We start from the raw sequence: 25,440 nt of genomic DNA on the forward strand, positions 1-25,440 counted from the left end.
CAACCATGTCTATGTTTCTTGATGAGTTTGAACAGGCCCCGGGCCTTCGCTATCTGAACCATGCTGCCGTGGCACCCTGGCCGAAACGCGCCAGCCAGGCGGTTTCGCGCTTCGCCAACGAGAACGTTTTGCTCGGCGCAAGGGACTATCCGGACTGGCTAGCCATGGAGCAGCGTCTACGTGAACGCCTGATGCGCCTGACGAACGCACCGTCGACGGATGACATTGCCTTGGTCAAGAACACCTCCGAGGCATTGTCTTTCGTCGCCTTCGGCATCGACTGGCAGGCCGGCGACCAGATCGTCATCAGCGACGAAGAGTTCCCTTCCAACCGGATCGTTTGGGAGGCCCTGGCCGACAAAGGCGTCAGCGTCATTCAGGTCAGCCTCAAGGGCAGCGACCCGGAAGGCGCCTTACTGGCTGCCTGCGGCCCCAAGGTACGCCTGCTGGCGATCAGCGCCGTGCAGTTCGCCAGCGGCCTGCGCCTGGACCTGCCGCGCCTGGGCCAAGGCTGCCGTGATCGCGAAGTGCTGTTCTGCATCGACGCCATCCAGCAATTGGGCGCCCTGCCCTTCGACGTCCAGGCCTATCAATGCGACTTCGCCATGGCGGATGGCCATAAATGGCTGCTCGGTCCGGAAGGCCTGGGGGTGTTCTATTGCCGCGCCGAGGTGCGCCCGCTGCTCAAGCTCAGCGAGTACGGCTGGCACATGCTCGAGCACATGGGCGACTACACCCGCAGTGAATGGCAACCGGCCCACAGCGCCCGGCGCTTTGAATGTGGCAGCCCGAACATGCTCGGGGCCGCGGCACTGGAAGCCAGCCTGTCGTTGCTCGAAGACGTGGGAATGGATCGCGTGGCAGCCGAGCTGCAGGAACGGGTGCAGTGGCTCAATGAGGGCCTGGCCGCAATACCCGGGGTAACGCTGCACAACCCGCAAGACCCGGCGCGCCGCTCAGGGATTGTGTCCTTCAGCATTGAAGGGGTTGAAAACCTGCAGGTCTATCAGCAGCTCAAGCAGCAACAGGTGATATGCATCCCACGAGGCCCGGGCGTTCGATTTTCCCCGCACTTCTACACACCTAAGCAGATAATCGAAGAAACTCTGGCGATTGTGCGGCAGATTGCAGAGCGATGAGTGCTCAGCAGCCGCAGCCGTATTCCAAATCTGTTTAAAAAACGAGCAGCTGATGCTGGCGGCGCGCCAATCCTGACCAATACTTCAGGTGTTGACGCGGCGCATCCCCCCAAGTGGCGCGTCGATAAAGGTGCTCAGGGACCGCGTACCTTTGTTTTACTCCTAATGGTCTTAACCCGGATTCACCCCCCAGAACCCGGGTTTTTTTTGCCTGTTTTTCAGCAGGCGAACTCAGCTTACCCGCGCCAACGGAAACAGCCGCTTGAAGTTCGCGGTGGTCTGCTCGGCCAATTGCTCATAGCCCTCGCCGCGTACCATCGCCACGAACTCCGCCACTTCCCGTACGTATTGCGGCAGGTTGGCTTTACCGCGATAGGGAATGGGTGCCAGGTACGGCGAATCGGTCTCGACCAGCAGGCGATCGGCCGGTACTTGCCGCGCCACGTCGCGCAGTGCATCGGCATTGCGGAAGGTGACAATGCCCGACAACGAGATGTAATAGCCCAGGTCCAGCGCCGCCCTGGCCATATCCCAGTCTTCGGTGAAGCAGTGCAGCACGCCGGCCTGCGGCAAATCTGCTTCGCGCAGCAGTGCCAGGGTATCGGCACGCGCCGCGCGGGTATGGATGACCACCGGCTTGCCCGTGACCTTCGCCGCCTCCAGGTGCAGGCGGAACGAGTCCTGCTGCACCTGGGCCGCTTCCGGTTCGTAGTGATAGTCCAGGCCGGTTTCACCGATGGCCACCACGTGCGGGTGCTCAAGCTCCTTGAGCAACCAGTCCAGCGCCGGCGCACCGTCAGGGGTGAGGTCCAGCGGGTGGATACCCACTGAACAGTCGACATCGCTGTAGCGCTCGCTGAGGTCCTTGACCGCCTGGGCGTTGTCGGCGCTGACGCCGATGCACAGAAAGTGCCCGACGCCACGCGCGCGGGCAGCATCAAGCGCCGCATCCAGGGAGCCCTGGTGGGCGGTAAGGTCTAGACGGTCGAGGTGGCAATGGGAATCTACAAGCATGGGCACATGACAACGCTGAAAAGTAATGAAGGGACGGCGCAGCTCAACGCTGGCCCGGCAACATCGCCCAGGACGCCAGCAGCGCCTCGAGCAACAGCACCCGATTGAGGTTGGCCTTGCCCAGGACCTTCTGGCGCTGGGCCAGAATCCAGTCCTGGATCTCCAGGACCTTGCCCTGGCTGCTCTTCTGCGCCAGGTACTGAACCACCTTGCGCATATCGCCCAAGCCTAACCCCTCCTCGTCCTGGGTCAACTGATAACGCAGGACCAGGTTGGACCAGTCACAGAACCAGTCAAACAGTTGCAACAAAGGAATGGCATTCCAGGCTTCGGCCAGCTGGCTGGGCGATTGCTGCTGCTTGAGCAGCTTCTTCACCCCATCGACCACCAGCGCGCGCTGCTCGCGCACACCCTGGGCCTGCAGGCTGACCGCCGCCAACGGCGAACCGGCCGCCAGGCTGAGCAGTTCCAGGCGCTCCTGCTCGTCGCAGTCGGGCAAGGCCTGCTCGAGCCAGGCCAGGCTTTGCTGCCGACTCGGCAGCGGGCAGGCCTGCTGCTGGCAGCGGCTCTTGATGGTCGCCAGCAAGCGGCTGGGCTGATGGCTGACCAAGAGCAACACGGTATTGCCCGAGGGCTCTTCGAGGCTTTTGAGCAAGGCGTTGGCGGCGTTGACGTTCATCGCCTCGACCGGCTCGATCAACACCACCTTGCGCCCACCCAACTGCGCGGTCTGCACCACGAAGGACACCAGGTCGCGAACCTGATCGACCTTGATCGGCTTGTCGGCCTCTTCCGGCTCCAGCACGTAGTTGTCCGGATGGCTACCTGCTGCGAGCAACAGGCACGACTTGCATTGCCCGCAAGCCTGCAGCCCTTCTGGACGCTGGCACAGCAACAGGGCCATCAGGCGTTCGGCCAGGGCGCGCTTGCCGATGCCCTGCGGGCCATGCAGCAGGTAGGCATGGGCATGCTGGGTACGCCCGGCCAGTTGCTGCCACAAGGCCTGCTGCCAAGGGAAGGCCTCAGCCACGGCAACGCTCCAGGATCTGCGGCAGCAAGGCGTCCAGAGACTGCTGTACCTGTGCCAGCGGCAGCGCGGCATCGATCAGCCGGTATTGCTGCGGCGCAGCCTGGGCGCGGGCCAGGTAGGCCTGACGTACCGCTTCGAAGAAGGCCTGGCCTTCCTGCTCGAAACGGTCCAGGCGGCCGCGGGCGGCTGCGCGGGACAGGCCGATTTCCACCGGCAGGTCGAACACCAGGGTCAGGTCCGGACGCAAATCGCCCTGGACGAAATTCTCCAGGGTGGCGATGCGCGCCAACGACAGGCCGCGGCCACCGCCCTGGTAGGCGTAAGTGGCATCAGTAAAACGGTCACACAGCACCACCGCGCCGCGGGCCAGGGCCGGGCGAATCACTTCGGCCAGGTGCTGGGCACGGGCGGCAAACACCAGCAACAATTCGGTGTCGGCGTCCATTTTTTCGTCGCTGGGCGCCAGCAGCAGCTCGCGGATCCGCTCGGCGAGCGGCGTGCCGCCCGGTTCGCGGGTCAGCACGACATCCAGGCCCTGGGCGCGCAGGTGTTCGGCGAGGTACTCGCGGTTGGTGCTCTTGCCCGCGCCTTCGGGACCTTCCAGGGTGATAAACAAGCCGCTCACAGGCAGTCCTTACAGTTGTTCATTGCGAAGAGGCCGCTTCGCTGGCCGGCGCCGCTTGCTCGGGCGCCGACGCAGGGCTGACGTCCGGGGTTTGCGGCGCCTGCGGCTGGGCCTCGGGTTCGGGTTCGGTAATAGGGGCCGGGCTCGAACGGTAGTCGGCGCGGCGCTTGATCTGGTATTCGCGCACCGCCGAATTGTGCGCATCCAGGTCATCGGAGAACACATGACTGCCATCACCACGAGCGACGAAATACAAGCTGCTGCCCGGGGTCGGGTTCAATGCGGCATGAATGGCTTCACGGCCGACCATGGCAATCGGCGTCGGCGGCAAACCGGCGTTGGTGTAGGTGTTATACGGCGTCGGCTCGCGCAGGTCGGCACGGGTAATCTTGCCGTTGTAGCGCTCGCCCATGCCGTAGATCACTGTTGGGTCGGTCTGCAGCAGCATGCCGATGCGCATGCGCCGCACGAACACCCCGGCAATCTGCCCGCGTTCCTGAGGCACGCCGGTCTCTTTCTCGACCAGCGAGGCCATGATCAGCGCCTGGTACGGGTCGCGATACGGCACGTCGCTGGAGCGTTCCGCCCATTCCTTGGCCAGCACCTCTTCCAGGCGCGCATAGGCTTGCTGAAGGAACTCGACGTCGGTCATGCCCCGCACGAAGCGGTAGGTATCAGGAAAGAAGCGGCCTTCCGGGAACACGCCTGGGTGGCCGAGCTTGTCCATGACCTCGGCGTCGCTCAGGCCGTCGAGGGTCTTCTTGATCTTCTCGTGCTTGGCCAGCGCCGCGCGCACCTGGCGGAAATTCCAGCCTTCTACCAGGGTCAGGGTGTACTGCACCACATCACCGCGGCGCCAGACCTCGAACAGATCGCGCACACTCATGCCCGGGGTCATGCGGTATTCGCCGGTGTGCAGCGGCACGCCAGCCATGTTGAAGCGCCAGTACAGGCGCAGCCAGAAGGCATCTTCCAGCACACCGTCGCTCTCCATGCGGTAGAACATACGATTGGGGGTGGTACCGGTGGGCACGTCGAGCAACCGCTCCTGAGACACGTGCAGGGGCTGCTCCAGCGCCGAATTCACCTTCCAGGCCGAATACCCCAACATCAGGCCGGCCAGGATCAACCCGGTCTCCAGCAGCACCAAGAATTTACGTCTCACAAATCAGGCATCCAGTAGCGTACGGGCAATGGCCTGCAGTTTACGGGTGAGCGGCCCCGGCGGCCAGTTCAGCGATGTAAAAGCCTGTACCGGCCAGATGCCGTAGACGCTGTTGCAGACGAAGACTTCGTCGGCCTGCTGCAGGTCCCGCAGGCTCAGGTCGGTTATTCGCAGGGGGATTCCAACTGCCCTGGCGTGATCGAGCAAGGCTGCGCGCATCACCCCGGCCACACCGCAGCGGCTCAGGTCGGCGGTCAGCAGCTGGCCGTCACGCACCAGGAACAGGTTGCTATACACCCCTTCGATAATGCGCCCGGAAACATCGCGCATCAAACCTTCAGCGTACGTGGCGTCCTGCCATTCGGCGCGAGCCAATACTTGCTCGAGGCGATTGAGGTGCTTCAAACCCGCCAGCAGCGGTTGCTCGGCCAGGCGCGTCTGGCAGTCGAACAAGCGAACACCCTGCTCGGCATGCTGCGTGGGATAACCGGGCAAGGGGTTGCCCTGGAGAATACGCCGTGGCGCCACGCCAGCGGCCGGCGCATAGCCGCGCTGACTGTCGCCACGGGTAACAATAAGCTTGAGCACGCCGTCACCCAGCAGGCTGGCATAACGGCATATCTCGTCGCGAATCAGGCCGTGATCAGCGCAAATCGCCAGCCGCTGGCAACCCAGCGCCAGGCGATCGAGGTGATACTCGAGCAGTGACGGCCGACCGGCCCGCACGGCAATGGTCTCGAACAGACCATCGCCGTAGGCCAGCCCCCGGCTCTGCACCGTCAGTGCATCTGCCGGCTGGCCGTCGACCCAGCTGTGCATCAGCCGGCGAACCGGCGGAACACCAGCGAGCCGTTGGTACCGCCAAACCCGAAGGAGTTGGACAGCACCACCTCGATCGGCATGTTGCGTGCCTGGTGCGGCACGAAATCGAGGTCGCAGCCTTCGCTCGGCTCATCCAGGTTGATGGTCGGCGGCGCCACCTGGCTGTTGATCGACAGCACGCTGAAGATCGCCTCGACTGCACCGGCAGCGCCGAGCAGGTGACCGGTCATCGACTTGGTCGAGCTGACCGCCAGCGTGTAGGCGTGCTCGCCGAACACCGACTTGATCGCCGACGCTTCAGCCAGGTCGCCGGCTGGCGTCGAGGTACCGTGGGCGTTGATGTAATCAACGTCGCTGGCATTCAGGCCGGCATCGCGCAGGGCGTTGGCCATGCAGCGCGCAGCCCCGCTGCCGTCTTCTGGCGGCGAGGTCATGTGGTAGGCGTCACCGCTCATGCCGAAACCAACCAGCTCGGCATAGATGGTTGCGCCGCGCGCCTTGGCGTGCTCGAGCTCTTCGAGCACCAGCGCACCGGCACCGTCGGCGAGCACGAAACCGTCACGCCCCTTGTCCCACGGACGGCTGGCACGGGTCGGGTCGTCATTGCGGGTCGACAGCGCCCGCGACGCACCGAAACCGCCCATACCCAGACCACAGGCGGCCATCTCCGCACCGCCGGCAATCATCACGTCGGCTTCACCGAAGGCGATGTTGCGCGCGGCCATGCCGATACAATGGGTACCCGTGGTGCACGCAGTGGAAATAGCGTAGTTAGGCCCCTGTACCCCCAAGTGGATCGACAGGAAACCGGAAATCATGTTGATGATCGAACCCGGTACGAAGAATGGCGAAATACGCCGCGGGCCCTGGTCATGCAAGGTCCGGCTGGTTTCTTCGATATTGGTCAGGCCACCGATACCCGAGCCCATGGCCACGCCAATGCGCTCGCGGTTGGCATCGGTTACTTCCAGGCCGGCATTACGCACCGCCTGAAAACCGGCAGCCAGGCCGTACTGAATGAACAGATCGAGCTTGCGGGCTTCCTTGACCGACAGGTACTGCTCGACTTCAAAGCCCTTTACCGAGCCGCCAAAACGGGTGGAGTAGGCAGACAGGTCAGTATGCTCGATCAGACCTATGCCACTGCGGCCAGCCAGAATGCCCTGCCAACTGCTCGGCACATCCGTACCCAGTGGCGACAGCATACCCATACCGGTGACCACGACGCGTCTACGCGACACAGCACTCTCCTTATTCAATTGACTACATCTCTTGTAAAGAAAAAACCGCACGCCGGCAAAGGCAGTGCGGTTTTTCCATGACAAGAAGCGACGACTACAACGTCTTAAGCCTGGTGGCTGTTGACGTAGTCGATAGCAGCTTGAACAGTAGTGATCTTCTCGGCTTCTTCGTCAGGGATTTCAGTCTCGAATTCCTCTTCCAGAGCCATCACCAGCTCAACGGTGTCAAGGGAATCGGCACCCAGATCTTCGACGAAGGAAGATTCGTTCTTCACTTCTTCTTCTTTAACGCCCAGTTGCTCGGCGACGATTTTCTTGACGCGTTCTTCGATGGTGCTCATACCTTGTTTTCACTCCTAATGGACATATGTCAGGCAGCTGGCCGGTGTGTAAGTGTATAGAAAGACGTCTGCTTTTCAAGCGCAACACGCCTTGCAAGACCACACCTGCCAACCGACTAGAATCTGGTTGCAGCTTTATAACGGATTTTAGACAGCTCGTATGACATTTTTTTGAAGCAATCCGTCACATCCGATTTTACATGTACATGCCGCCGTTGACCGGGATGGTCGCGCCGGTCACATAGCCTGCACCTTCAGAGGCCAGGAAAGCTACCACATTGGCAATTTCCTGAGCCTGGCCCAGACGCCCCAGGGGGATCTGGATCTGCAGCGCTTCACGCTGAGCTTCAGGCAGCTCGCGGGTCATGTCGGTGTCGATGAAGCCCGGGGTCACCGAGTTGACGGTGATCGCACGGGAGCCGACTTCACGCGCCAGGGCGCGACTGAAACCTTCCAGACCGGCCTTGGCGGCGGCGTAGTTGACCTGGCCGACGTTACCCATGGCACCGACCACCGAGCCGATGCTGATGATACGACCCCAGCGTGCCTTGGTCATGCCGCGCAGCACGCCCTTGGACAGACGGTAGAGGCTGTTCAGGTTGGTGTCGATGACGTCGAACCACTCGTCGTCCTTCATGCGCAGCATGAGGTTGTCACGAGTGATACCGGCGTTGTTGACCAGAATGGTCGGCGCACCGAACTGTTCCTGGATCTTGGCCAGGGTAGCGGTGACCGACTCGTCGCTGGTCACGTTCAGCTCAAGGCCGGTACCGGTGATGCCGTGTTCCTTGAGGGTCGCGGCGATACGCTCGGCGCCCGAAGCGGAGGTGGCGGTACCGATCACGGTAGCGCCCAGACGGCCCAGTTCCAGGGCGATAGCCTGGCCGATACCACGGCTGGCGCCGGTAACCAGGGCAACTTTACCTTGCAGGCTCATGCAAGCTTCTCCTAAATCAGGCCTGCGCCGCGAGCGTCGCGGCGAAAGCATCCGGGGTATTGAGGTTAGAGGTGTTGACGCCGTCGGCGCAGCGCTTGTTCAGGCCGGCCAGAACCTTGCCCGGGCCGCACTCGACCAGGTTTACCGCGCCTTTGGCAGCCAGGGTCTGCACGCACTCGACCCAGCGGACCGGCTTGTACAGCTGCTCCAGCAGGTCGCGCTTGAGGGTATCGAGATCAGCCGCAACGGCAGCGCTGACGTTCTGCACCACCGGGATCTGCGGGGCCTGCCAGTCGATGGCATTGACCGATTCGGCAAAGCGCTCGGCAGCCGGGCGCATCAGCTCGCAGTGCGACGGCACGCTGACCGGCAGTGGCAGTGCGCGCTTGGCGCCAGCAGCCTTACAGGCTTCCATGGCACGCTCAACGGCGGCCTTGGCACCGGCGATGACTACCTGACCTGGCGAGTTGAAGTTCACCGCACTGACCACTTCGCCCTGGGCAGCTTCTGCGCAGATACCCACGACGACAGCATCGTCCAGGCCGAGAATCGCCGCCATGGCGCCCTGCCCGGCCGGCACGGCCTCCTGCATGAGTTCGCCGCGACGCTTGACCAGCCTCACAGCGTCACCCAGGCTCAGGCTGCCAGCGGCGACCAGGGCGCTGTATTCGCCCAGGCTGTGACCGGAAACGAACGCCGGACGCGCACCGCCCTCTGCCAGCCACAAGCGCCACAAGGCGATCGAGGCAGTGAGAATGGCCGGCTGGGTTTTGTCGGTTTGGTTGAGTTGCTCTTCCGGACCGGCCTGGGTCAACGCCCAGAGGTCATAGCCCAGAGCCTCGGAGGCCTCACGGAAGGTATCAATGACCAGCGGATACTGGGCACCCAACTCGGCAAGCATGCCGAGGGACTGCGAACCTTGACCGGGAAAGACGAATGCGAGGGATGCAGACATTGAACAAGCCCCTAGTGATCTTGTCGTCGGAAATAAAGCGCCCAGCACCAGGCTGAGCACAAGAAACTGAAGAGTTGGATGGTAACGAGGACCAAGCGGTCACATTTAACCACTTCCTGAGGCATATACCTAAAGCAACAGGTCTTCCAAGCGGCCGTGCAAGCGTTGCGGCAGGTTCTCCTGGATCTCGATCAGCGCGCGCTGGATGGCGCTCTGAAAGCCCTGTACACCGGCAGAGCCATGACTTTTGATGACGATGCCCTGCAGGCCAAGGAAGCTTGCGCCATTATGTCGCGCCGGCGCCAGGTCAGCCTGTAGGCGGCGCAGCAGCGGCATGGCCACGGCACCGGCCAGGCGCGCACCGAACCCGCCCTTGAACAGGGCCTCGATGCGCGAACCGATCATGGTCGCCAGGCCTTCACTGGACTTGAGCAGGATATTGCCGACAAAGCCGTCGCACACCACCACATCCGCTTCGCCACGGTACAACCCGTCACCTTCGACAAAGCCGATGTAGTTCAGCCCACGGGCGTTCTGCAGCAAGTTCGCGGCAAGCTTGACCTGCTGGTTGCCCTTGATGTCTTCGGTACCGACGTTGAGCAAGGCCACACGCGGCCGGGAAATCCCCAGGGCCTGGGCGGCCACCGAGCCCATCACGGCGAACTGGTAGAGGTTTTCCGCGCTGCAGTCGACATTGGCGCCCAGGTCGAGCAACTGGCAATAACCGGTCTGGGTGGGAATGGCGGCAACCATGGCCGGGCGGTCGATGCCGGGCAGGGTTTTCAATACATAGCGCGACAGCGCCATCAGCGCACCGGTGTTGCCGGCACTCACGCAGGCTTGAACCTTGCCATCACGCAATAGTTCCAGGGCCACGCGCATGGACGAATCGGGCTTGCCGCGCAACGCCTGGGACGGCCGCTCATCCATGCCGATCACCTCGCTGGCGGCCACGATCTGCAGGCGCGCGCGATCCGCTGCCGACTGGCCAGCGACTAGATCTTCAAGGAGGGAGGGTTGACCGACGAGGGTCAGGTGCAGCGAGGGGGTAGCCGACAGGCAAGCAATACTTGCCTGAACAATGCTGCGGGGACCGAAGTCCCCGCCCATTGCGTCAATCGCGATGATCTGAGCGGACAAGGATTACTCGTCAGCGCCCTTGTCGATCACTTTACGACCACGGTATACGCCTTCTGGCGATACGTGGTGACGCAGGTGCACTTCACCAGTGGTTTTCTCTACGGACAGAGCGTTTTCCGAGAGGGCGTCGTGCGAACGGCGCATGTCACGGGCAGAGCGGGATTTTTTGTTCTGCTGAACAGCCATAATTGATTAACTCCTAAACGTTTGGGTCACGCTTTAACTGCGCCAATACACTGAACGGGTTGGACCGTGTTACCTCGTCCTTGCTCGGTTCGGGCTCATCGGCGCCCGCCGGCTGCTGGCATTCTTCCGGATGATGAGCAGGCACGATAGGCAAGGCGAGCAGAAGCTCTTCCTCGACCAAGGCCTGCAGATCCAAAGGATCTTCGCCCAGTTCCAGCACGTCATAACCTTTCGGCAACGACTGGGTATTCGCACCCTCCTTCACCACGGCGTAAGTACATTCGCTGTGGATCGGCAGGGTGACCAGCTCAAGACAACGCTGGCAAACCATCTTGACCTCGACGCTCAGGTCGGTGTGGATAACCACAGCCTTCTGCTCGTCGCGCTCAAAATCGAATTTAGCCTGCACCGTACCGACAGTGTCGGAAAGCGGGTCGCAGAGTCTCTCCAAATCGGCGAGCTGCAGTGTTCCTTCGAGGGAAACACCACGATCGGCCAATTTGCGCGGGTCAACGTGAGGTGGAATCGGGTCATTCAACATAGGCGCAGCATTCTAGGGATGACCCCCGCCCCTGTCAAAGGAAATTCGGCTCCGTTCAGCATGTTAGAATCGTTTCACCTGCCCAGGAGTCTATCATGCTGCCTTTATTACTGGCTTCCAGCTCACCTTACCGGCGCGAACTGCTCGAGCGCCTGCGCCTGCCTTTCAGCTGCGCCGCCCCGGATATCGACGAACAGCGCCTGCCCGAGGAACCCGCCCTTGACCTGGTCAAGCGCCTGGCCCGGGAAAAAGCCCTGGCCCTGGCCGACAGCCATCCCGGGCACCTGATCATCGGCTCTGACCAGGTGGCAGTGCTGGGCGAGCAGATCCTCGGCAAACCACACACCTTCGAGCGCGCCTGCGAGCAGCTGCTGGCCGCCAGCGGCAATCATGTGAGCTTTCTCACCGGCCTGGCGCTGCTCAACAGCACTACCGGCCACTGCCAGGTCGACTGCGTACCCTTCACGGTAAACATGCGCGAGCTGGACCTGAAGCGCATCGAACGCTACCTGCGCGCCGAACAGCCCTACGACTGCGCCGGCAGCTTCAAGGCCGAAGGCCTGGGCGTGAGCCTGTTCCAGAGCACCCACGGGGTGGATGCCACCAGCCTGATCGGCCTGCCGCTGATTCGCCTGGTGGATATGCTGCTGGCTGAAGGCGTGAGCTTGCCCTGATACCGCGAGCACAAAAAAGCCGGCCTCCAAGGGCCGGCTTTTCATCAGGCAATACAATCAGCGCAGCGATGGCCCCTGAAAGCCCATCCACATGGCCAGGCGCTCGGCAACACTGGCACCCAGGCGCTTGGAGAAGCGATCGAACGGCGACTCTTCGACAGTGAAGTCGACCAGCTCCTTCTCCCCTACCACTTCACGCGCCACGTAACCGGCACTGCCCAGACCATCCACCAGCCCCAGGGCCAGCGCCTGCTCACCCGACCAGATCAGGCCACTGAACAGCTCAGGATGCTCCTTGTCCTTGAGGCGCTCGCCGCGACCCTGCTTGACACTGGCGATGAACTGCTTGTGCGTGGTTTCCAGCACGCCCTGCCAGAACGCCGTCTCTTCAGGCTTTTGCGGCTGGAACGGATCAAGGAAGGCCTTGTGCTCGCCAGCGGTGTAGGTACGACGCTCGACACCGAGCTTCTCCATGGTGCCGACAAAGCCGTAGCCGGCCGCCGTCACACCGATGGAGCCAACCAGGCTGGCCTTGTCGGCATAGATCTGATCAGCGGCACTGGCAATGTAGTAGGCACCGGAAGCGCCCAGGTCACTGATTACCGCATACAGCTTGATGGCTGGGTGCTCTGCGCGCAGGCGGCGAATTTCGTCGTAGATGTACCCTGACTGCACCGGGCTGCCACCCGGACTATTGATGCGCAGGACCACCGCCTTGGTTTTCGGATCCTTGAACGCCTCGCGCAAGCCACCGACGACGTTGTCAGCGCTGGCGGACTCCTGATCGGCAATCAAGCCGCGCACTTCGACCAGCGCGGTGTGGCTGACGCTGCGCGAGGCCGCTTTGTCCATGTCCATCAAAGGCGTGAACAAGGCAAGGATGCCGAACAGGTACACAAAGCCCATCAGCTTGAAGAAAATCCCCCAGCGCCGCGCCCGACGCTGCTCCTGAACACCAGCCAGGAGGGTTTTCTCCAGCAGCTTCCAGCTCTTGCGCTCTTCGTTGTCTTCGGCGCTGGGCGCCTTCCACTCGTCAGTCATGCTCACCTACCCTGGAATCTGCTGCCACAGGCGATTGGCTAAGCCAGGCCTGCAACTGAGAAAAATGATCAATACACAGCTGCGGCCCAAAGGCACTCAAGGCCTCCAGCGACATGGCGCCGTAACCAACCGCTACCGAATGCATGCCAGCATTGCTGGCCATCAACAGGTCGAATGATGAATCTCCAACCATCAACGCTCGCTGCGGTTCGACCTGGCAATGAGCAAGGATCTCCTCGAGCATCTGCGGGTGCGGTTTGCCGCGACTCTCGTCGGCCGCCCGGGTGATGTCGAAGTAGCCCTCCCAGCCATTGGCGCGCAGCACACGATCGAGACCGCGACGCGCCTTGCCGGTGGCCACCGCCAGGCGATAGCCCTCGGCACGGAACGCCTCCAGCGACTCCACCACACCTTCGAACAGCGGCGAAGGCTGGTCATCCAGGGCCATGTACACGTCAGCATAGTGCTGGCGAAACTGTGCCACCTGCCCCGCATCGAGCCGCGGATACAACACACTGATGGCTTCTGGCAACGCCAGGCCAATTATACCCTTGACCGCCTCATCATCGCAGGCGGCATAGCCCGCGCGACCGGCGGCCAGGTGCATGGCCTCGACGATGCGACCGATGGAGTCGGCCAGGGTGCCGTCCCAGTCGAAGATCAGCAGATCGTAATCACGCTGCACTCAGGCGCTCCACGGTCTTGGCCCACATTTCATCCACCGGCGCCTCAAGCTTGAGCTCGCCGCCATCGGGCAACGGCACGGTCAGGGCGTAGGCATGCAGGAACAGGCGCTTGCCACCAAGGTCGCGAATCTCGCGGGTGAAATCTTCATCGCCATACTTGCTGTCGCCGGCAATGCAATGCCCGGCATGCAGGGCATGCACGCGAATCTGGTGGGTACGCCCAGTGATCGGCCGCGCCTCGACGATCGTGGCGAACTCGCCGAAACGGCGCAGCACACGGAAGATCGTCAGCGCCTCCTTGCCCTCGTCATTGACCTCGACCATGCGCTCGCCGGAGCGCAGGTTGCTCTTGAGCAAGGGCGCATTGACCTGCTTCTTGGCGGTGGCCCAGTGACCGCGAACCAGCGCCATGTAGCGCTTGTCGACGCCATCGCCACGCAGGGCGGCGTGCAGGTGACGCAACATGCTGCGCTTCTTGGCAATCATCAACAGGCCAGAGGTATCGCGATCGAGGCGGTGGACCAGCTCCAGCTCCTTGGCGTCGGGACGCATCTGACGAAAGGCTTCGATCACACCGAAATTCAGGCCACTACCACCGTGCACGGCAATACCGGCCGGTTTGTTGAGCACAATCAGAGCCTTGTCTTCGTAGACAATCGCCGCTTCAAGGCGCTGAAGCAAACCCTGGGCCACCGGCACCGGTTCGTCACGTTCGGGCAGACGAACGGGCGGCACGCGCACGATGTCACCGGCCTGCAACTTGTACTCGGGCTTGATCCGGCCCTTGTTCACACGCACTTCGCCTTTGCGCAAAATGCGGTAAATCAAGGTCTTGGGAACACCCTTGAGTGCAGTGATGAGGAAATTATCGATTCGTTGGCCGGCAAGTTCCGGCGCGACCTCGATCAGCTGGACGCCGGAGGTCGGAGGGGCATTAGTCGTCATTTGCCAATCATAACAATTTTTTATGGATTTGAAGCACTTAATGATTGCTGCTATAGTCGCGAACGCCGCCAAAAGCGGCTGGCCAGCGGACTCACGGCTTACAGCCGGCCCTGACCGACGCAATTCTCGAGGACGCGAGGCCGTCCGACGGGGCTTTCGCCAGTTTACAGAAATGCCTGGAATCGCCACCAGCGCCGTGCAGAGAAGACCGATAAAAAACTACAAGAGCGGTATTTCACCCTCCCCCACGTTTTTTTCGCTGCCACTCTGTCAGTGCCGTCAATTTCACGCAGTCATGGCGACGGCTTCGGAAATACCAGCCTTGGACATAAAAGGCGCGGGCTCCCGTATGGAGCTGGCGAAAATGCAACCCGTTGCGGATTCAGCGCGCGGCAGCACCCGAATTATCAGGGATACGTGTAGGGTGGAGATGCACAACCGTCGGACCGTGTAGCACTGCGTCCAGTCCACCGGCCTATTGGCCAGGCGACCGGACCCGGTCTTGATCAAGATGCCCCACGGGCGTCCACGGCCGAAGGCTGATTCCTCCTCCTGACTGAGTGCATTTGACACCACAGCAAGCAGGACGCGTCGTCGCGACTTCGGCAGTACTGGGTGACCAGTCGGACTCGAAAGTTGCTGGACACGGGGGTGGCCCGCCACCCCTTGCGCACCTGACACAGACCGTGAGAAGTCGTGTGTGCCGAACGCCGTTTCCGGCAGCCCGGAAACCGACGGTATTACATGAAAAGAATGCTGATTAACGCGACTCAACCCGAAGAGTTGCGTGTAGCTCTGGTGGACGGCCAACGTCTCTACGACCTGGACATCGAGTCCGGCGCGCGTGAGCAGAAGAAGGCCAACATCTACAAAGGCCGGATCACCCGGATCGAACCCAGCCTGGAAGCCGCTTTCGTCGACTTCGGCTCCGAGCGTCACGGCTTTCTGCCGCTGAAGGAAATCTCCCGCGAATACTTCAAGAAGTCGCCCGAAGGCCGGGTGAACATCAAGGAAGTGCTCAGCGAAGGCCAGGAAGTCATCGTCCAGGTCGAGAAAGAAGAGCGCGGCAACAAGGGCGCGGCCCTGACCACCTTCATCAGCCTGGCCGGTCGCTACCTGGTACTGATGCCGAACAACCCGCGTGCCGGTGGCATCTCCCGCCGCATCGAAGGCGAAGAGCGCAACGAACTGCGCGAAGCCCTCAACGGCCTGGTCGCCCCTGCCGACATGGGCCTGATCGTGCGCACTGCCGGCCTTGGCCGCAGCAGCGAAGAAATGCAATGGGACCTCGACTACCTGCTGCAGCTGTGGACCGCGATCAAGGAAGCGTCCCAGGACCGCGCCGCGCCATTCCTGATCTACCAGGAAAGCAACGTCATCATCCGCGCGATCCGCGACTACCTGCGCCAGGACATCGGCGAAGTACTGATCGACAGCATCGACGCCCAGGAAGAAGCCCTGACCTTCATTCGCCAGGTGATGCCGCAGTACGCCAGCAAGATCAAGCTGTACGAAGACAGCGTGCCGCTGTTCAACCGCTTCCAGATCGAAAGCCAGATCGAGACCGCCTTCCAGCGCGTCGTCGACCTGCCGTCCGGCGGCTCGATCGTCATCGACCCGACTGAAGCCCTGGTCTCCATCGACATCAACTCGGCGCGCGCCACCAAAGGCAGCGACATCGAGGAAACCGCCCTGCAGACCAACCTGGAAGCGGCTGAGGAAATCGCCCGCCAGCTGCGCCTGCGCGACATCGGCGGCCTGATCGTGATCGACTTCATCGACATGACCCCAGCCAAGAACCAGCGCGCCGTGGAAGAAAAAGTCCGCGAATGCCTGGAAGCCGACCGTGCCCGCGTACAGGTTGGCCGCATCTCGCGCTTCGGCCTGCTGGAAATGTCCCGTCAGCGCCTGCGCCCTTCGCTCGGCGAAAGCAGCGGCATCGTCTGCCCACGCTGCAGCGGTACCGGCATCATCCGTGACGTCGAATCGCTGTCGCTGGCAATCCTGCGCCTGATCGAAGAAGAAGCCCTGAAAGACCGCACCGCCGAAGTCCGCGCCCAAGTGCCGATTCCGGTTGCCGCCTTCCTGCTCAACGAAAAACGCAATTCGATCACCAAGATCGAGCTGCGCACCCGGGCCCGTATCGTCATCCTGCCGAACGATCACCTGGAAACCCCGCATTTCGAAGTCCAGCGCCTGCGCGACGACAGCCCGGAAGCCCTGAGCGGCCAGTCCAGCTACGAAATCGCTGCCGCCGAGACCGAAGAAGTCCAACCGGCTGCCGCCACCCGCACCCTGGTACGCCAGGAAGCCGCGGTCAAGACTGCCCCGGCCCGCGCCAACGCCCCGGTGCCGACCGAAGCTGCCGCGCCAGTGGCTGCCCCGGTGCACGCACCTGAACCAAGCCTGTTCAAAGGACTGGTGAAGTCGCTGGTCAGTCTGTTCGCCGGCAAGGACGAACCTGCCGCCGCACCTGCAGTTGCCGAGAAACCTGCCAGCGAACGCCCGCAGCGCAACGAAGAGCGTCGCAACGGTCGTCAGCAGAGCCGCAACCGCAACGGCCGCCGCGACGAAGAGCGCAAGCCGCGTGAAGAGCGTGCCGAGCGCGCCCCGCGTGAGGAGCGTCAGCCACGCGAAGCTCGCGAAGCTCGCGAAGAAGCCCCTGCCCGTGAAGAGCGCGCACCACGCCAGCCGCGTGAAGAGCGCCAACCACGCGCACCACGTGAAGAACGCCGCTCCCGCGAGGAGCGTCCGGTCCGCGAACTGCGCGAGCCACTGGACGCCGTCGCCCCGGCCGTACGCGAAGAGCGCCCTGAGCGTGCCCCGCGTGAAGAGCGTCAGCCTCGTGAAGAACGTGCACCACGCGAAGAACGCGCCCCACGTGAAGAGCGCGCTCCGCGTGAAGAACGTGCTCCGCGTGAAGAGCGCGCACCACGTGAAGAGCGTCAACCGCGTCCGCCGCGTGAAGAGCGTCAGCCTCGCCCAGCCGAACAGGCTGCAGAAGCGGCTGATGAACAACTGCCGAACGAAGAGCTGCTGCAAGATGACAACCAGGAAGGCACCGAAGGCGAACGCCCTCGCCGCCGCTCCCGTGGCCAGCGTCGTCGCAGCAACCGTCGCGAGCGTCAACGCGATGCCAACGGCAACCTGGTAGAAGGCTCGGAAGAAGGCAGCGAAGAGCAGCCTCAAGCCACCGAGCTGGGCGCTGAACTGGCCGCCGGCCTGGCCGTGACCGCCGCTGTTGCCACCAGCAACATCAGCGCCGCTGCCGAAGCCGAAGCCAACCAGCAGGCCGAACGCGCTACTGCTGCTGTCGAAGAGCAGGCCGTTGTTGAAGTCGCTGCCAGCGAAACCGTCGCTGTCGAAGCTGCCCAGCCAGTGGTTGAAGTCACTGAAGTCGCCGAAGTGGTTGAAACCGTCCAGGCTGCTGAAGTCGCTGCCGCACCGGTTGTCGAACAAGCGTTCACTGCCCCGGTCGAAGCGCCGCAGGCCATCGAAGCCAGCATCGCTCCAGTGGTCGAAGCATCCGTGCCTGCACCAGTTGAAGCGGTCGAGCCGGTTGCTGCAGTCGAGCCAGAGCCTGCAGTGCAGGCACCGGTTGTGGCTGAACCGGTAGTCGTTGCCGAAGCAGTCGAAGCGCCTGCGCCCGTTGTCGAGCCAGCACCGGTCGAAGCGCCGGCACCTGCTGTTGAAGCACCGGCCAGCGCCCTGACCAGCAGTGGTCGCGCCCCGAACGATCCACGTGAAGTACGCCGTCGCAAGCGTGAAGCCGAAGCTGCCGCAGCCGCCGCTGCAGCGGCCGCTGCCGAAGCCAGCGCTGCCGTGGTCGCTGAAGAGGCGCCTGCTGCACCGGCTGAAGAAGTGGTCGAGGAGAAACTGGAAACCACAGAAGAGCACAAACCGCTCGTCTGATTATCCAGGCTGAAAAAAAGCCCCGCCAGGTAACTGGCGGGGCTTTTTTATTGCCTGTAGGAAAGCGGATCACCTGTGGCAGCCGGCTTTGCCGGCAATAGGGCCAGCACAGCCTACGACCCCTTCGGGCTCGATCGCTGGCAACGCCAGCTTCCACAAGGACAGCACAAATCAGTACAGATTCGGCTCCATTTCCAGCTCGACCCCGAAACGCTCAAGGATGTCGGCCTGGATTTTCTGCGCCAGTTGATGCAACTGCACACCGCTAGCCTGGCCATAGTTGACCAACACCAGCGACTGCAAGCGGTGCACCCCGGCATCGCCTTCGCGATGCCCCTTCCAGCCAGCCTGCTCGATCAACCAGCCCGCAGCCAGTTTGAACTGACCATCAGCCTGTGGATAAGCCACCAGCCCCGGGTACTGCAAGCGGATCTTTTCGGCCAGCACCGCAGCCACCACCGGGTTCTTGAAGAAGCTCCCGGCATTGCCCAGTTCGAGCGGGTCGGGCAGCTTCTCGCGGCGAATGCTGCAGATCGCATCGCTGACATTCTGCGCAGTCGGCTGACTGACGCCCTGCTCGCTCAGGCGCTGCCGCACCGGACCGTACTCCAGGTGCGCGTGCATAACCCGACTCAAGGCAAAGCGCACCCGCAGAATCAACCAGCGGCCCGGATGACGCTTGAACAGGCTGTCACGGTAGGCAAAGGCGCATTCTTCCAGGCTGAAATCGCGCAACTCGCCAGTCTCGCGATCCAGCGCGGTGAGCCCGGCGAACACATCCTTGATCTCGACGCCATAGGCACCAATGTTCTGCATCGGCGCGGCGCCGACCGTGCCCGGGATCAGGCTGAGGTTTTCCAGCCCGGCCAGGCCCTGGGCCAGGCTCCACTGCACGAACGGATGCCAGGGCTCACCGGCTTCGGCCTCGACCACTACCCGCTCACCGTCGTCAGACAGGATGCGCAGGCCACGACTGGCCATGCGCATAACCAACGCCTGGATATCGCCAGTCAGCAGCAGGTTGCTGCCACCGCCGACCACCAGCACCGGTACGCCCTGCTCACTCGCCCGGGCCAAGGCCTGGCGCACCTCATCGTCGCTATGGACTTCAGTGAAATAGCGGGCCTTCACGTCAATGCCGAAGGTGTTGTACGGCTTGAGCGATACGTGTTGCTGCCACTGCCCGCTCATAGACGGCCCTTGAGTTCGATGACCAATCGGCGACAGGCGACTTCGATCAGGTCCAGGACCTGCTCGAAATCCTCTTCGGCGCCGTAGTAAGGATCCGGCACCTCATCCAGCGCACCGTCATAGCGACGCAGGAACAAGTCCAGCTCGGCTTTTGACCCGGCAGGCTGCATTGCCCGCAGATGGCCAAGATTGCTCTTGTCCATGGCCAGGATCAGGTCGCATTCATTGAAGTGCGCGGCCTTGACCTGTTGCGCACGCTGCTGCGACAAGTCATAGCCACGTATGCGGGCGGTACGACAGGTACGGGTATCGGGTTGCTTGCCGACATGCCAGTCACCGGTACCGGCCGAAGCCACCTCGATCAATTCGCCCAGGCCCTCAGCCTGTAACTGGTGACGCAACACGCCTTCGGCGGTGGGTGAACGGCAGATATTGCCCAGGCACACGAACAGTACCCGCATCAGGCCTCCAGCAAGCGCCGCACGCGCTCCAGGTCTTCAGGGGTGTCGACGCCCACGGGCGGCGCATCGATGGCATCGGCGACGTGAATACGCACGCCATGCCAGAGCGCGCGCAACTGCTCCAGCGCTTCGGTCCTCTCCAGCCAGCACGGGCCCCAGGCGACGAAATCCTGCAGGAAGCCAGCGCGGTAGGCGTACATGCCGATGTGACGGCGGTACGGCACGTCTTGCGGCATTTGCTCACGACTGTGGGCAAAGGCATCACGCGCCCACGGCAACGGGGCACGGCTGAAGGTCAGGGCCAGACCGTTGCAATCGCTGACCACCTTGACCGCATTGGGGTTGAACAGCGCTTCGATGTCGCTGATCGGTTCGGCCAGGGTGGCGATGCCCGCTTCAGGATGGGCCGCCAGGTTGGCCGCCACCTGATCAATGATCACCGGCGGGATCAGCGGCTCGTCGCCCTGAACATTGACCACGATGGCATCGGCGGCCAGGCCCAGCTTGGCAGCCACTTCGGCCAGGCGGTCGGTACCGGAGTCATGGTCTTCGCGGGTCATCAGCACTTCGGCGCCGAAGGCCTCACAGGCTTTGAAAATACCCGCGTCATCGGTAGCGATCACCACGCGGCTGGCGCTGCTTTTGCACGCCTGTTCCCAGACATGCTGGATCATCGGCTTGCCGGCAATCGTCAGCAACGGCTTGCCCGGCAAGCGGGTCGACCGGAGCCGCGCCGGAATCACAACGGTAAAGGCCAGGCTCATTTGTCCAGACGCTCATCATCGGTCAGGGTGCGCGCTTCGCTTTCAAGCATTACCGGGATGCCATCGCGGATCGGGTAGGCAAGACCGGCGCCCTTGCTGATCAGCTCGGTCTTGTCGGCGCTGAGCTTGAGTGGGCCTTTGGTGATCGGGCAGGCAAGAATATCGAGCAGTTTGGTGTCCATGGAAATTCCTCGGGCCAATGGCCGGAAAAGAAACGAATCAGGAAGGCTGCGACTCGGGCAGCAAGCGAGCGAGCTGGGCATCGATCCAGGCCTGGAAGCCCGGCGAAGGCACAGCATCGACCGCAAGGTACCACCAGTCGTCAGCAGCAAAGGCGCGGCATTTGACCGCGTCCTTCTCGGTCATGACCACAGGCAACGCAGGCGTGAAGCTCAGGGCCTGGCCGCTGTACTCGGCATGATCGGCAAAAGGGTGTGGCACAGGCTGCCAGTTTAGCCCCTGCAGGGTGTTGAAGAAACGTTGCGGGTTGCCAATGCCGGCCACCGCATGCAGGGCCTGGCCAGGAGGGAAATAGTCGAGACGGTGACGCTCGCCGCTGCGCAGGTTGACCAGCGCGGTAGGCTGCAGGGCAAAGGCAAAACCGTCTTCCCGGTCGGCCGTGGCGCCATTGTAAAGCACCGCGTCTACTTCCTGCAGGCGCTCCACCGGCTCGCGCAAGGGGCCGGCTGGCAGGCAGCGGCGATTACCCAGGCCGCGGGCGGCATCGATCAGCACCAGCTCCAGATCGCGCGCCAGGCGGTAGTGCTGCATGCCATCGTCACAAAGGATCAGGTCCAGCGTCTCGCTGGCCAGCAACGCCTGTACGGCGCGCGAGCGGTCCGGGTCGATCATCAGCGGCACGCCGCTGCGCTGGACGATCAGCAAAGGCTCATCGCCCGCCTCGGCCGCGCCCTGCTCGGCACGCACGCGCCAAGGCAACTGCGGTGGCTTGGCACCATAACCGCGGCTGACCACGCCGACGCGCAGGCCGCGCTGACGGCAATGCTCGATCAACCAGAGAATCATCGGGGTCTTGCCGGTTCCGCCGACGGTGATGTTGCCCACCACAATCACCGGTACCGGCGCGCGGTAACGCTGGCTTTCACCACTGAGAAAGCGCGCGCGCTTGCCCAGCACCACGCGGCGATACAGGGCTTCAAGCGGACGCAGCAGGGCCAGGGCAGGATGCCCGGCGTACCAGGCATCGAGCAGGCGATCGGCAATTGCCATCAGGGCGTCCCCTGAGCCGCCTCGACCGTGGTCATGCGCAACTGGCTGAAACCGAGCTTGCCGGCCGCATCCATGGCAGTCACCACCGCCTGATGCGGGGTCTTGCCGTCGGCGCTGATCGACAACGGCAGTTTGGTGTCACCTGCGGATTCCTGCTGCAGGGCTTCGGTCAGGGTCGCCAGGTCGCTCTTGGGCAACAGATGGTTGTTCACCGAGTAGACGCCATCGGCGCTGATGGTGATGTCCAGCTGCTTGAGCTCGGAATCCGGTGCCGGCGCGCCGCTGACCGATTCCGGCAGCTCGACGCGCAACTGGGTTTCGCGGGTGAAGGTGGTGGTGACCACGAAGAACAGCAGCAGGATGAACACCACATCGATCAGCGAGGCCAGGTTGATGTCCACGGTCTCCCGTGGCTTGCGCCGGAATTTCACGCCTTGCCCTCGGCCAGGTCGACATCACGGTCGCCCTGCACCACTTCGACCAGCTTGATCGCCTCCTGCTCCATGCCGACCACCAGCTCATCGATGCGCCGCTGCAGGAAACGGTGGAAGAACACCGCCGGGATACCAACCATCAGGCCGGCCGCCGTGGTGATCAGCGCCTTGGAGATACCACCGGCCAACACCGCCGCGTTGGTGGTCATGCCGGTGCCCATGAAGGCACTGAAGATATCGATCATGCCCAGCACGGTGCCGAGCAGGCCGAGCAGCGGCGCCATGGCGGCGATGGTGCCCAGGGCATTGATGTAGCGCTCCAGCTCATGAATGACCCGGCCGGCGGCCTCTTCGATGCATTCCTTCATGATCTCGCGGCCATGGCGCGAGTTGGCCAGGCCCGCAGCGAGGATCTCGCCCAGTGGCGAATCGGCACGCAGGGCCTTGAGTTTGTCACTGGTGAGCTGCTTGTCCTTGATCCACATCCACACCTGGCCCAGCAGATGCGGTGGCGTGACCCGGCTGGCGCGCAGGGTCCAGAGACGCTCGGCGACGATCGCCATGGCAGCGATGGAGCTCAGAATGATCGGCAGCATCATCCAGCCACCGGACTTGACCAATTCCCACACAGTAAGCATCCCCTCGAAAAAGTCCGCCACTTTACCATAGGACCCCAGGGGGCTCATCTGCCGAAGGTCGTCATCTCGGCTCACGCCAGAAACGCCGCTGGGCGCGCAGCCCTTCAGGCTCGCCGAACGCCCCCAGGCGCAGGCGCAGCGCACCGTGTTCGACATTGTCGTAAGCCTGGATACCGTGCGTCCGATAGCGCGCCATGACCTCGGGGTGAGGATGACCGAAGGCGTTGTAGCGCCCCCGGGAGATCAGCACGCCACGCGGGGCGGTTGCGCTCAACAGCGCCTCACTGGAGGAACTGCGGCTGCCGTGATGGGGCGACTGCAGCCAATCGACCTGGCCCGCCTGCCAATCCCGCACCCAGGCCCGCTCGCCACGGGCATCGAGATCACCGGTGAGCAGCAGCTTCTCGCCTTGCGCCTCGACCAGCAACACACAGGAATCCTGGTTGCTATCACCGGCGTCATGCCATTGCCAGAGGGAAAAATTGACCCCGTCCCACTGCCAACGCTCGCCGCTACCGCAAGATTGCGCTTGTAGCACAGCAGGCAAGGCCGACGCTTCGCCACTGAGCACCCGTAGTACCGGCAAACCGCGCTGAACGGCGCGAGCGCCGCCGGCGTGGTCGGCATCGGCGTGGCTGAGCAGCATCAGGTCGAGCTGGCGCACGCCCAGCTTGTGCAAGCTGGGTAGCACCACCCGCTCGCCCAAATCGAAATCGCCCATGGCCGGGCCCGCGTCATAGAGCATGGCGTGGTGACGGGTGCGCAAGATGAACGCCAGCCCCTGGCCGACATCCAGTTGCCAGACTTCCACCTGGCCCTCGGGCACGCGCTCCCGTGGCGCAAATGCCGCCAGCAGCAACAAAGGCCAGCCGAGGGCGCGCATCGGCAAGCCGCGCGGCAACAGCAGCAGGAACGCCCCCAGGCACACCAGCAACCAGCTCCAGAAAGGCAGTGCCGCAGGCAGCCAGGCTGGGCGCCAGACAGCGGCTTCTGCCAACATCCGGAACAAACCGTCGAGCAAGCCACCGGCCAGCCACAACAGCCCCTCCCCCAGATACGGCACCGCCAGCAACAGGGTGCCGAGCAACGCCGCCGGCAACACCGCAAGGCTGATCCACGGCACCGCCAGCAGGTTGATCAGCGGTGCCGTCAAGCTCACCGGCAAACCTTGCGCGAGCAACACCGGCAACAAGCCGATGGCGATCAACCACTGGGCGCGACCCCAGGCCAGCCACGGGTTCCAGGCGCCAAGGCGGCCGCTGAAGGTAAAGATCAGAATCGCCACGGCCACGAACGATAACCAGAAGCCCGGCTGCAAGCTGGCCAGCGGCTCCCACAGCAACACCGCGTTCAGCGCCAGCAACAGCGGCAAGCCAACGCCCAGATGGCGAAAACGCAGGCGCCAGAGCAGCACCATGGCCAGCATCACGCAGGCACGCTGCACCGGCACCTGAAAACCGGCCAACACGCCGTAGACCAGTGCGGCGGCAAGTGCCAGCGCACAGGCACAAGGCAACCAGGGCAGCCTTGGCGGCCACCAGCCAAGGCGCGCCAGCCCGGCAATCAAGGCATACACCAACCCGGCCAGCAGCCCCACATGCTGGCCAGAGATCACCAGCAAGTGCACCGTACCGGTTGCCTGCAACGCCTGCCAGTCTTCGCGCGCCAACCCGCCGCCATCACCCAGTACCAGCGCGGCCAGCGCCGCCTCCCGGCCTTGGGCATCCACAGCCAACAAGCGCTGGCGCAGGTGATCGCGCCAGGCCGCTGTCGCCGGTGCCAGGCGCTCGCCGGCCTTGACGCTGCCGATGGCACCGATACGCCGGGCCAACAGGCTCGCTTCCTGATCGGGACCATGAGGATTGAGCAAACCGGAGGGGCGTTTGAGGCTGACGGCCAATCGCCAAAACTCACCGCTGTTGACCGCTGGCCCGCCAAACCAGCTGAGCTGTATTCGCCGGGGCAATTGCGCACGGCGAGAGTGGGCAGCGCTCAGCTCGAAGCGCACCGAGCGCGCGCCCTGCTCCGGCAAGCCTGTGACCCGGCCTTCAATCCACAAGGTACGGCCATCGAGTTCTGCCGCCAGACGCTGGTCCAGCGCCGATTGCGCCGAGACACAGGCCCAGCTCAACCCCAACAGAAACAACCCGATTGGCCAGAGCCGCGAAGGCAAGCAGGAAAGTCCGACAACTGTCAGCAGGACAAGTCCCCAGACAGACGGCAAAGCCGGTAGAAACCCGAGACTGATCAGCCCGAGCGCAAGCGCCAACATCCCTGTGCGCATAAGGTTGAAGCTCCAGAAGTGAACCACCTCCTGAGGCTTAGATC

26 protein-coding genes are annotated in these 25,440 nt (G+C 63.1%); 3 read left to right on the forward strand and 23 right to left on the reverse strand.

The features are described 5' to 3' along the window. Window positions 1-5: 5 nt before the first annotated feature. Window positions 6-1,139 carry an aminotransferase class V-fold PLP-dependent enzyme gene (locus BV82_RS19175; protein ID WP_036996480.1) on the forward strand — a complete coding sequence of 378 codons (1,134 nt, stop codon included), beginning with the start codon at window positions 6-8 and terminating at the stop codon, window positions 1,137-1,139. 231 nt (window positions 1,140-1,370) lie between these two features. Here the strand turns inward: BV82_RS19175 and BV82_RS19180 are convergent, their stop codons facing one another. The 12 genes from BV82_RS19180 to BV82_RS19235 all read right to left on the reverse strand — a co-directional run bounded on the left by BV82_RS19180 (window position 1,371) and on the right by BV82_RS19235 (window position 11,136). Then, window positions 1,371-2,153, reverse strand: coding sequence for a TatD family hydrolase (locus BV82_RS19180; protein ID WP_036996481.1), 783 nt, complete (start codon window positions 2,151-2,153; stop codon window positions 1,371-1,373). Between the two features lie 43 nt (window positions 2,154-2,196). Further along, window positions 2,197-3,183, reverse strand: coding sequence for a DNA polymerase III subunit delta' (locus tag BV82_RS19185; RefSeq protein WP_036996482.1), 987 nt, complete (start codon window positions 3,181-3,183; stop codon window positions 2,197-2,199). Next, entirely contained in the window at window positions 3,176-3,808 is a 633-nt protein-coding gene (gene tmk / locus BV82_RS19190; RefSeq protein ID WP_036996483.1) for a dTMP kinase, read from the reverse strand. The genes BV82_RS19185 and tmk overlap by 8 nt, the downstream gene beginning before the upstream one ends. A gap of 19 nt (window positions 3,809-3,827) precedes the next feature. Continuing rightward, on the reverse strand, window positions 3,828-4,973 hold the full coding sequence (gene mltG / locus BV82_RS19195; RefSeq protein WP_036996484.1) for an endolytic transglycosylase MltG: 1,146 nt from the start codon (window positions 4,971-4,973) through the stop codon (window positions 3,828-3,830). 3 nt (window positions 4,974-4,976) lie between these two features. Then, window positions 4,977-5,792, reverse strand: coding sequence for an aminodeoxychorismate lyase (pabC, locus tag BV82_RS19200; RefSeq protein ID WP_010223228.1), 816 nt, complete (start codon window positions 5,790-5,792; stop codon window positions 4,977-4,979). Beyond that, window positions 5,792-7,036: a beta-ketoacyl-ACP synthase II gene (gene fabF / locus BV82_RS19205; protein ID WP_036996485.1), complete on the reverse strand. Its 1,245-nt coding sequence runs from the start codon at window positions 7,034-7,036 to the stop codon at window positions 5,792-5,794. The genes pabC and fabF overlap by 1 nt, the downstream gene beginning before the upstream one ends. Window positions 7,037-7,140: 104 nt before the next feature. Then, complete coding sequence (gene acpP / locus BV82_RS19210) at window positions 7,141-7,377, reverse strand: acyl carrier protein (RefSeq protein ID WP_010223225.1); 237 nt, start codon at window positions 7,375-7,377, stop codon at window positions 7,141-7,143. A 196-nt stretch (window positions 7,378-7,573) separates the two neighbouring features. Beyond that, window positions 7,574-8,314, reverse strand: coding sequence for a 3-oxoacyl-ACP reductase FabG (gene fabG / locus BV82_RS19215; protein WP_010223224.1), 741 nt, complete (start codon window positions 8,312-8,314; stop codon window positions 7,574-7,576). Window positions 8,315-8,330: 16 nt separating this feature from the next. Further along, the gene (fabD, locus tag BV82_RS19220; protein ID WP_026001331.1) at window positions 8,331-9,269 is read right to left on the reverse strand and encodes an ACP S-malonyltransferase; all 939 of its coding nucleotides are present in this window, start codon (window positions 9,267-9,269) and stop codon (window positions 8,331-8,333) included. Window positions 9,270-9,398: 129 nt separating this feature from the next. Beyond that, window positions 9,399-10,409 carry a phosphate acyltransferase PlsX gene (gene plsX, locus BV82_RS19225; protein WP_081492797.1) on the reverse strand — a complete coding sequence of 337 codons (1,011 nt, stop codon included), beginning with the start codon at window positions 10,407-10,409 and terminating at the stop codon, window positions 9,399-9,401. A 3-nt stretch (window positions 10,410-10,412) separates the two neighbouring features. Next, window positions 10,413-10,595, reverse strand: coding sequence for a 50S ribosomal protein L32 (rpmF, locus tag BV82_RS19230; RefSeq protein ID WP_010223221.1), 183 nt, complete (start codon window positions 10,593-10,595; stop codon window positions 10,413-10,415). 13 nt (window positions 10,596-10,608) lie between these two features. Continuing rightward, window positions 10,609-11,136 carry a YceD family protein gene (locus BV82_RS19235; protein WP_010223220.1) on the reverse strand — a complete coding sequence of 176 codons (528 nt, stop codon included), beginning with the start codon at window positions 11,134-11,136 and terminating at the stop codon, window positions 10,609-10,611. Window positions 11,137-11,231: 95 nt separating this feature from the next. Between BV82_RS19235 and BV82_RS19240 the strand changes: the two genes are divergently transcribed. Continuing rightward, window positions 11,232-11,810: a Maf family protein gene (locus tag BV82_RS19240; protein WP_036996486.1), complete on the forward strand. Its 579-nt coding sequence runs from the start codon at window positions 11,232-11,234 to the stop codon at window positions 11,808-11,810. Window positions 11,811-11,867: 57 nt separating this feature from the next. Here the strand turns inward: BV82_RS19240 and BV82_RS19245 are convergent, their stop codons facing one another. The 3 genes from BV82_RS19245 to rluC are packed head-to-tail and all read right to left on the reverse strand — an operon-like array spanning window position 11,868 to window position 14,482. Continuing rightward, window positions 11,868-12,851 carry a S49 family peptidase gene (locus BV82_RS19245; RefSeq protein WP_036996488.1) on the reverse strand — a complete coding sequence of 328 codons (984 nt, stop codon included), beginning with the start codon at window positions 12,849-12,851 and terminating at the stop codon, window positions 11,868-11,870. Then, the gene (locus BV82_RS19250) at window positions 12,844-13,536 is read right to left on the reverse strand and encodes an HAD family hydrolase (protein ID WP_036996489.1); all 693 of its coding nucleotides are present in this window, start codon (window positions 13,534-13,536) and stop codon (window positions 12,844-12,846) included. The genes BV82_RS19245 and BV82_RS19250 overlap by 8 nt, the downstream gene beginning before the upstream one ends. Then, window positions 13,526-14,482, reverse strand: coding sequence for a 23S rRNA pseudouridine(955/2504/2580) synthase RluC (rluC, locus tag BV82_RS19255; protein WP_010223216.1), 957 nt, complete (start codon window positions 14,480-14,482; stop codon window positions 13,526-13,528). The genes BV82_RS19250 and rluC overlap by 11 nt, the downstream gene beginning before the upstream one ends. Before the next feature lie 744 nt (window positions 14,483-15,226). Between rluC and rne the strand changes: the two genes are divergently transcribed. Continuing rightward, window positions 15,227-18,394 (forward strand): ribonuclease E, encoded by a 3,168-nt coding sequence (gene rne / locus BV82_RS19260; RefSeq protein WP_244993526.1) that lies wholly within the window; start codon window positions 15,227-15,229, stop codon window positions 18,392-18,394. Between the two features lie 171 nt (window positions 18,395-18,565). Here rne and murB read toward each other — a convergent pair whose 3' ends face one another. The 8 genes from murB to BV82_RS19300 form a co-directional block, all read right to left on the reverse strand. Continuing rightward, the gene (gene murB, locus BV82_RS19265) at window positions 18,566-19,585 is read right to left on the reverse strand and encodes a UDP-N-acetylmuramate dehydrogenase (protein ID WP_010223214.1); all 1,020 of its coding nucleotides are present in this window, start codon (window positions 19,583-19,585) and stop codon (window positions 18,566-18,568) included. Next, window positions 19,582-20,046, reverse strand: a complete 465-nt coding sequence (locus BV82_RS19270) for a low molecular weight protein-tyrosine-phosphatase (protein ID WP_010223213.1) — start codon at window positions 20,044-20,046, stop codon at window positions 19,582-19,584. Before BV82_RS19270 ends, murB begins: the two co-directional genes overlap by 4 nt. After that, complete coding sequence (gene kdsB, locus BV82_RS19275) at window positions 20,046-20,810, reverse strand: 3-deoxy-manno-octulosonate cytidylyltransferase (protein ID WP_036996492.1); 765 nt, start codon at window positions 20,808-20,810, stop codon at window positions 20,046-20,048. Before kdsB ends, BV82_RS19270 begins: the two co-directional genes overlap by 1 nt. After that, entirely contained in the window at window positions 20,807-20,992 is a 186-nt protein-coding gene (locus tag BV82_RS19280) for a Trm112 family protein (protein ID WP_003247142.1), read from the reverse strand. Before BV82_RS19280 ends, kdsB begins: the two co-directional genes overlap by 4 nt. Window positions 20,993-21,029: 37 nt before the next feature. Then, complete coding sequence (lpxK, locus tag BV82_RS19285; RefSeq protein ID WP_036996493.1) at window positions 21,030-22,040, reverse strand: tetraacyldisaccharide 4'-kinase; 1,011 nt, start codon at window positions 22,038-22,040, stop codon at window positions 21,030-21,032. Then, window positions 22,040-22,471 carry an ExbD/TolR family protein gene (locus tag BV82_RS19290; RefSeq protein WP_010223210.1) on the reverse strand — a complete coding sequence of 144 codons (432 nt, stop codon included), beginning with the start codon at window positions 22,469-22,471 and terminating at the stop codon, window positions 22,040-22,042. The genes lpxK and BV82_RS19290 overlap by 1 nt, the downstream gene beginning before the upstream one ends. Continuing rightward, a complete protein-coding gene (locus BV82_RS19295; RefSeq protein WP_010223209.1) occupies window positions 22,468-23,103 on the reverse strand; it encodes a MotA/TolQ/ExbB proton channel family protein in 636 nt (211 codons plus the stop codon). Before BV82_RS19295 ends, BV82_RS19290 begins: the two co-directional genes overlap by 4 nt. Before the next feature lie 70 nt (window positions 23,104-23,173). Next, window positions 23,174-25,396 (reverse strand): DNA internalization-related competence protein ComEC/Rec2, encoded by a 2,223-nt coding sequence (locus tag BV82_RS19300; RefSeq protein WP_036996494.1) that lies wholly within the window; start codon window positions 25,394-25,396, stop codon window positions 23,174-23,176. Between the last annotated feature and the right edge of the window lie 44 nt (window positions 25,397-25,440).

Origin of the sequence: Pseudomonas donghuensis, assembly GCF_000696345.2 — a bacterium.
GTDB classification, from domain to species: Bacteria; Pseudomonadota; Gammaproteobacteria; order Pseudomonadales; family Pseudomonadaceae; genus Aquipseudomonas; species Aquipseudomonas donghuensis.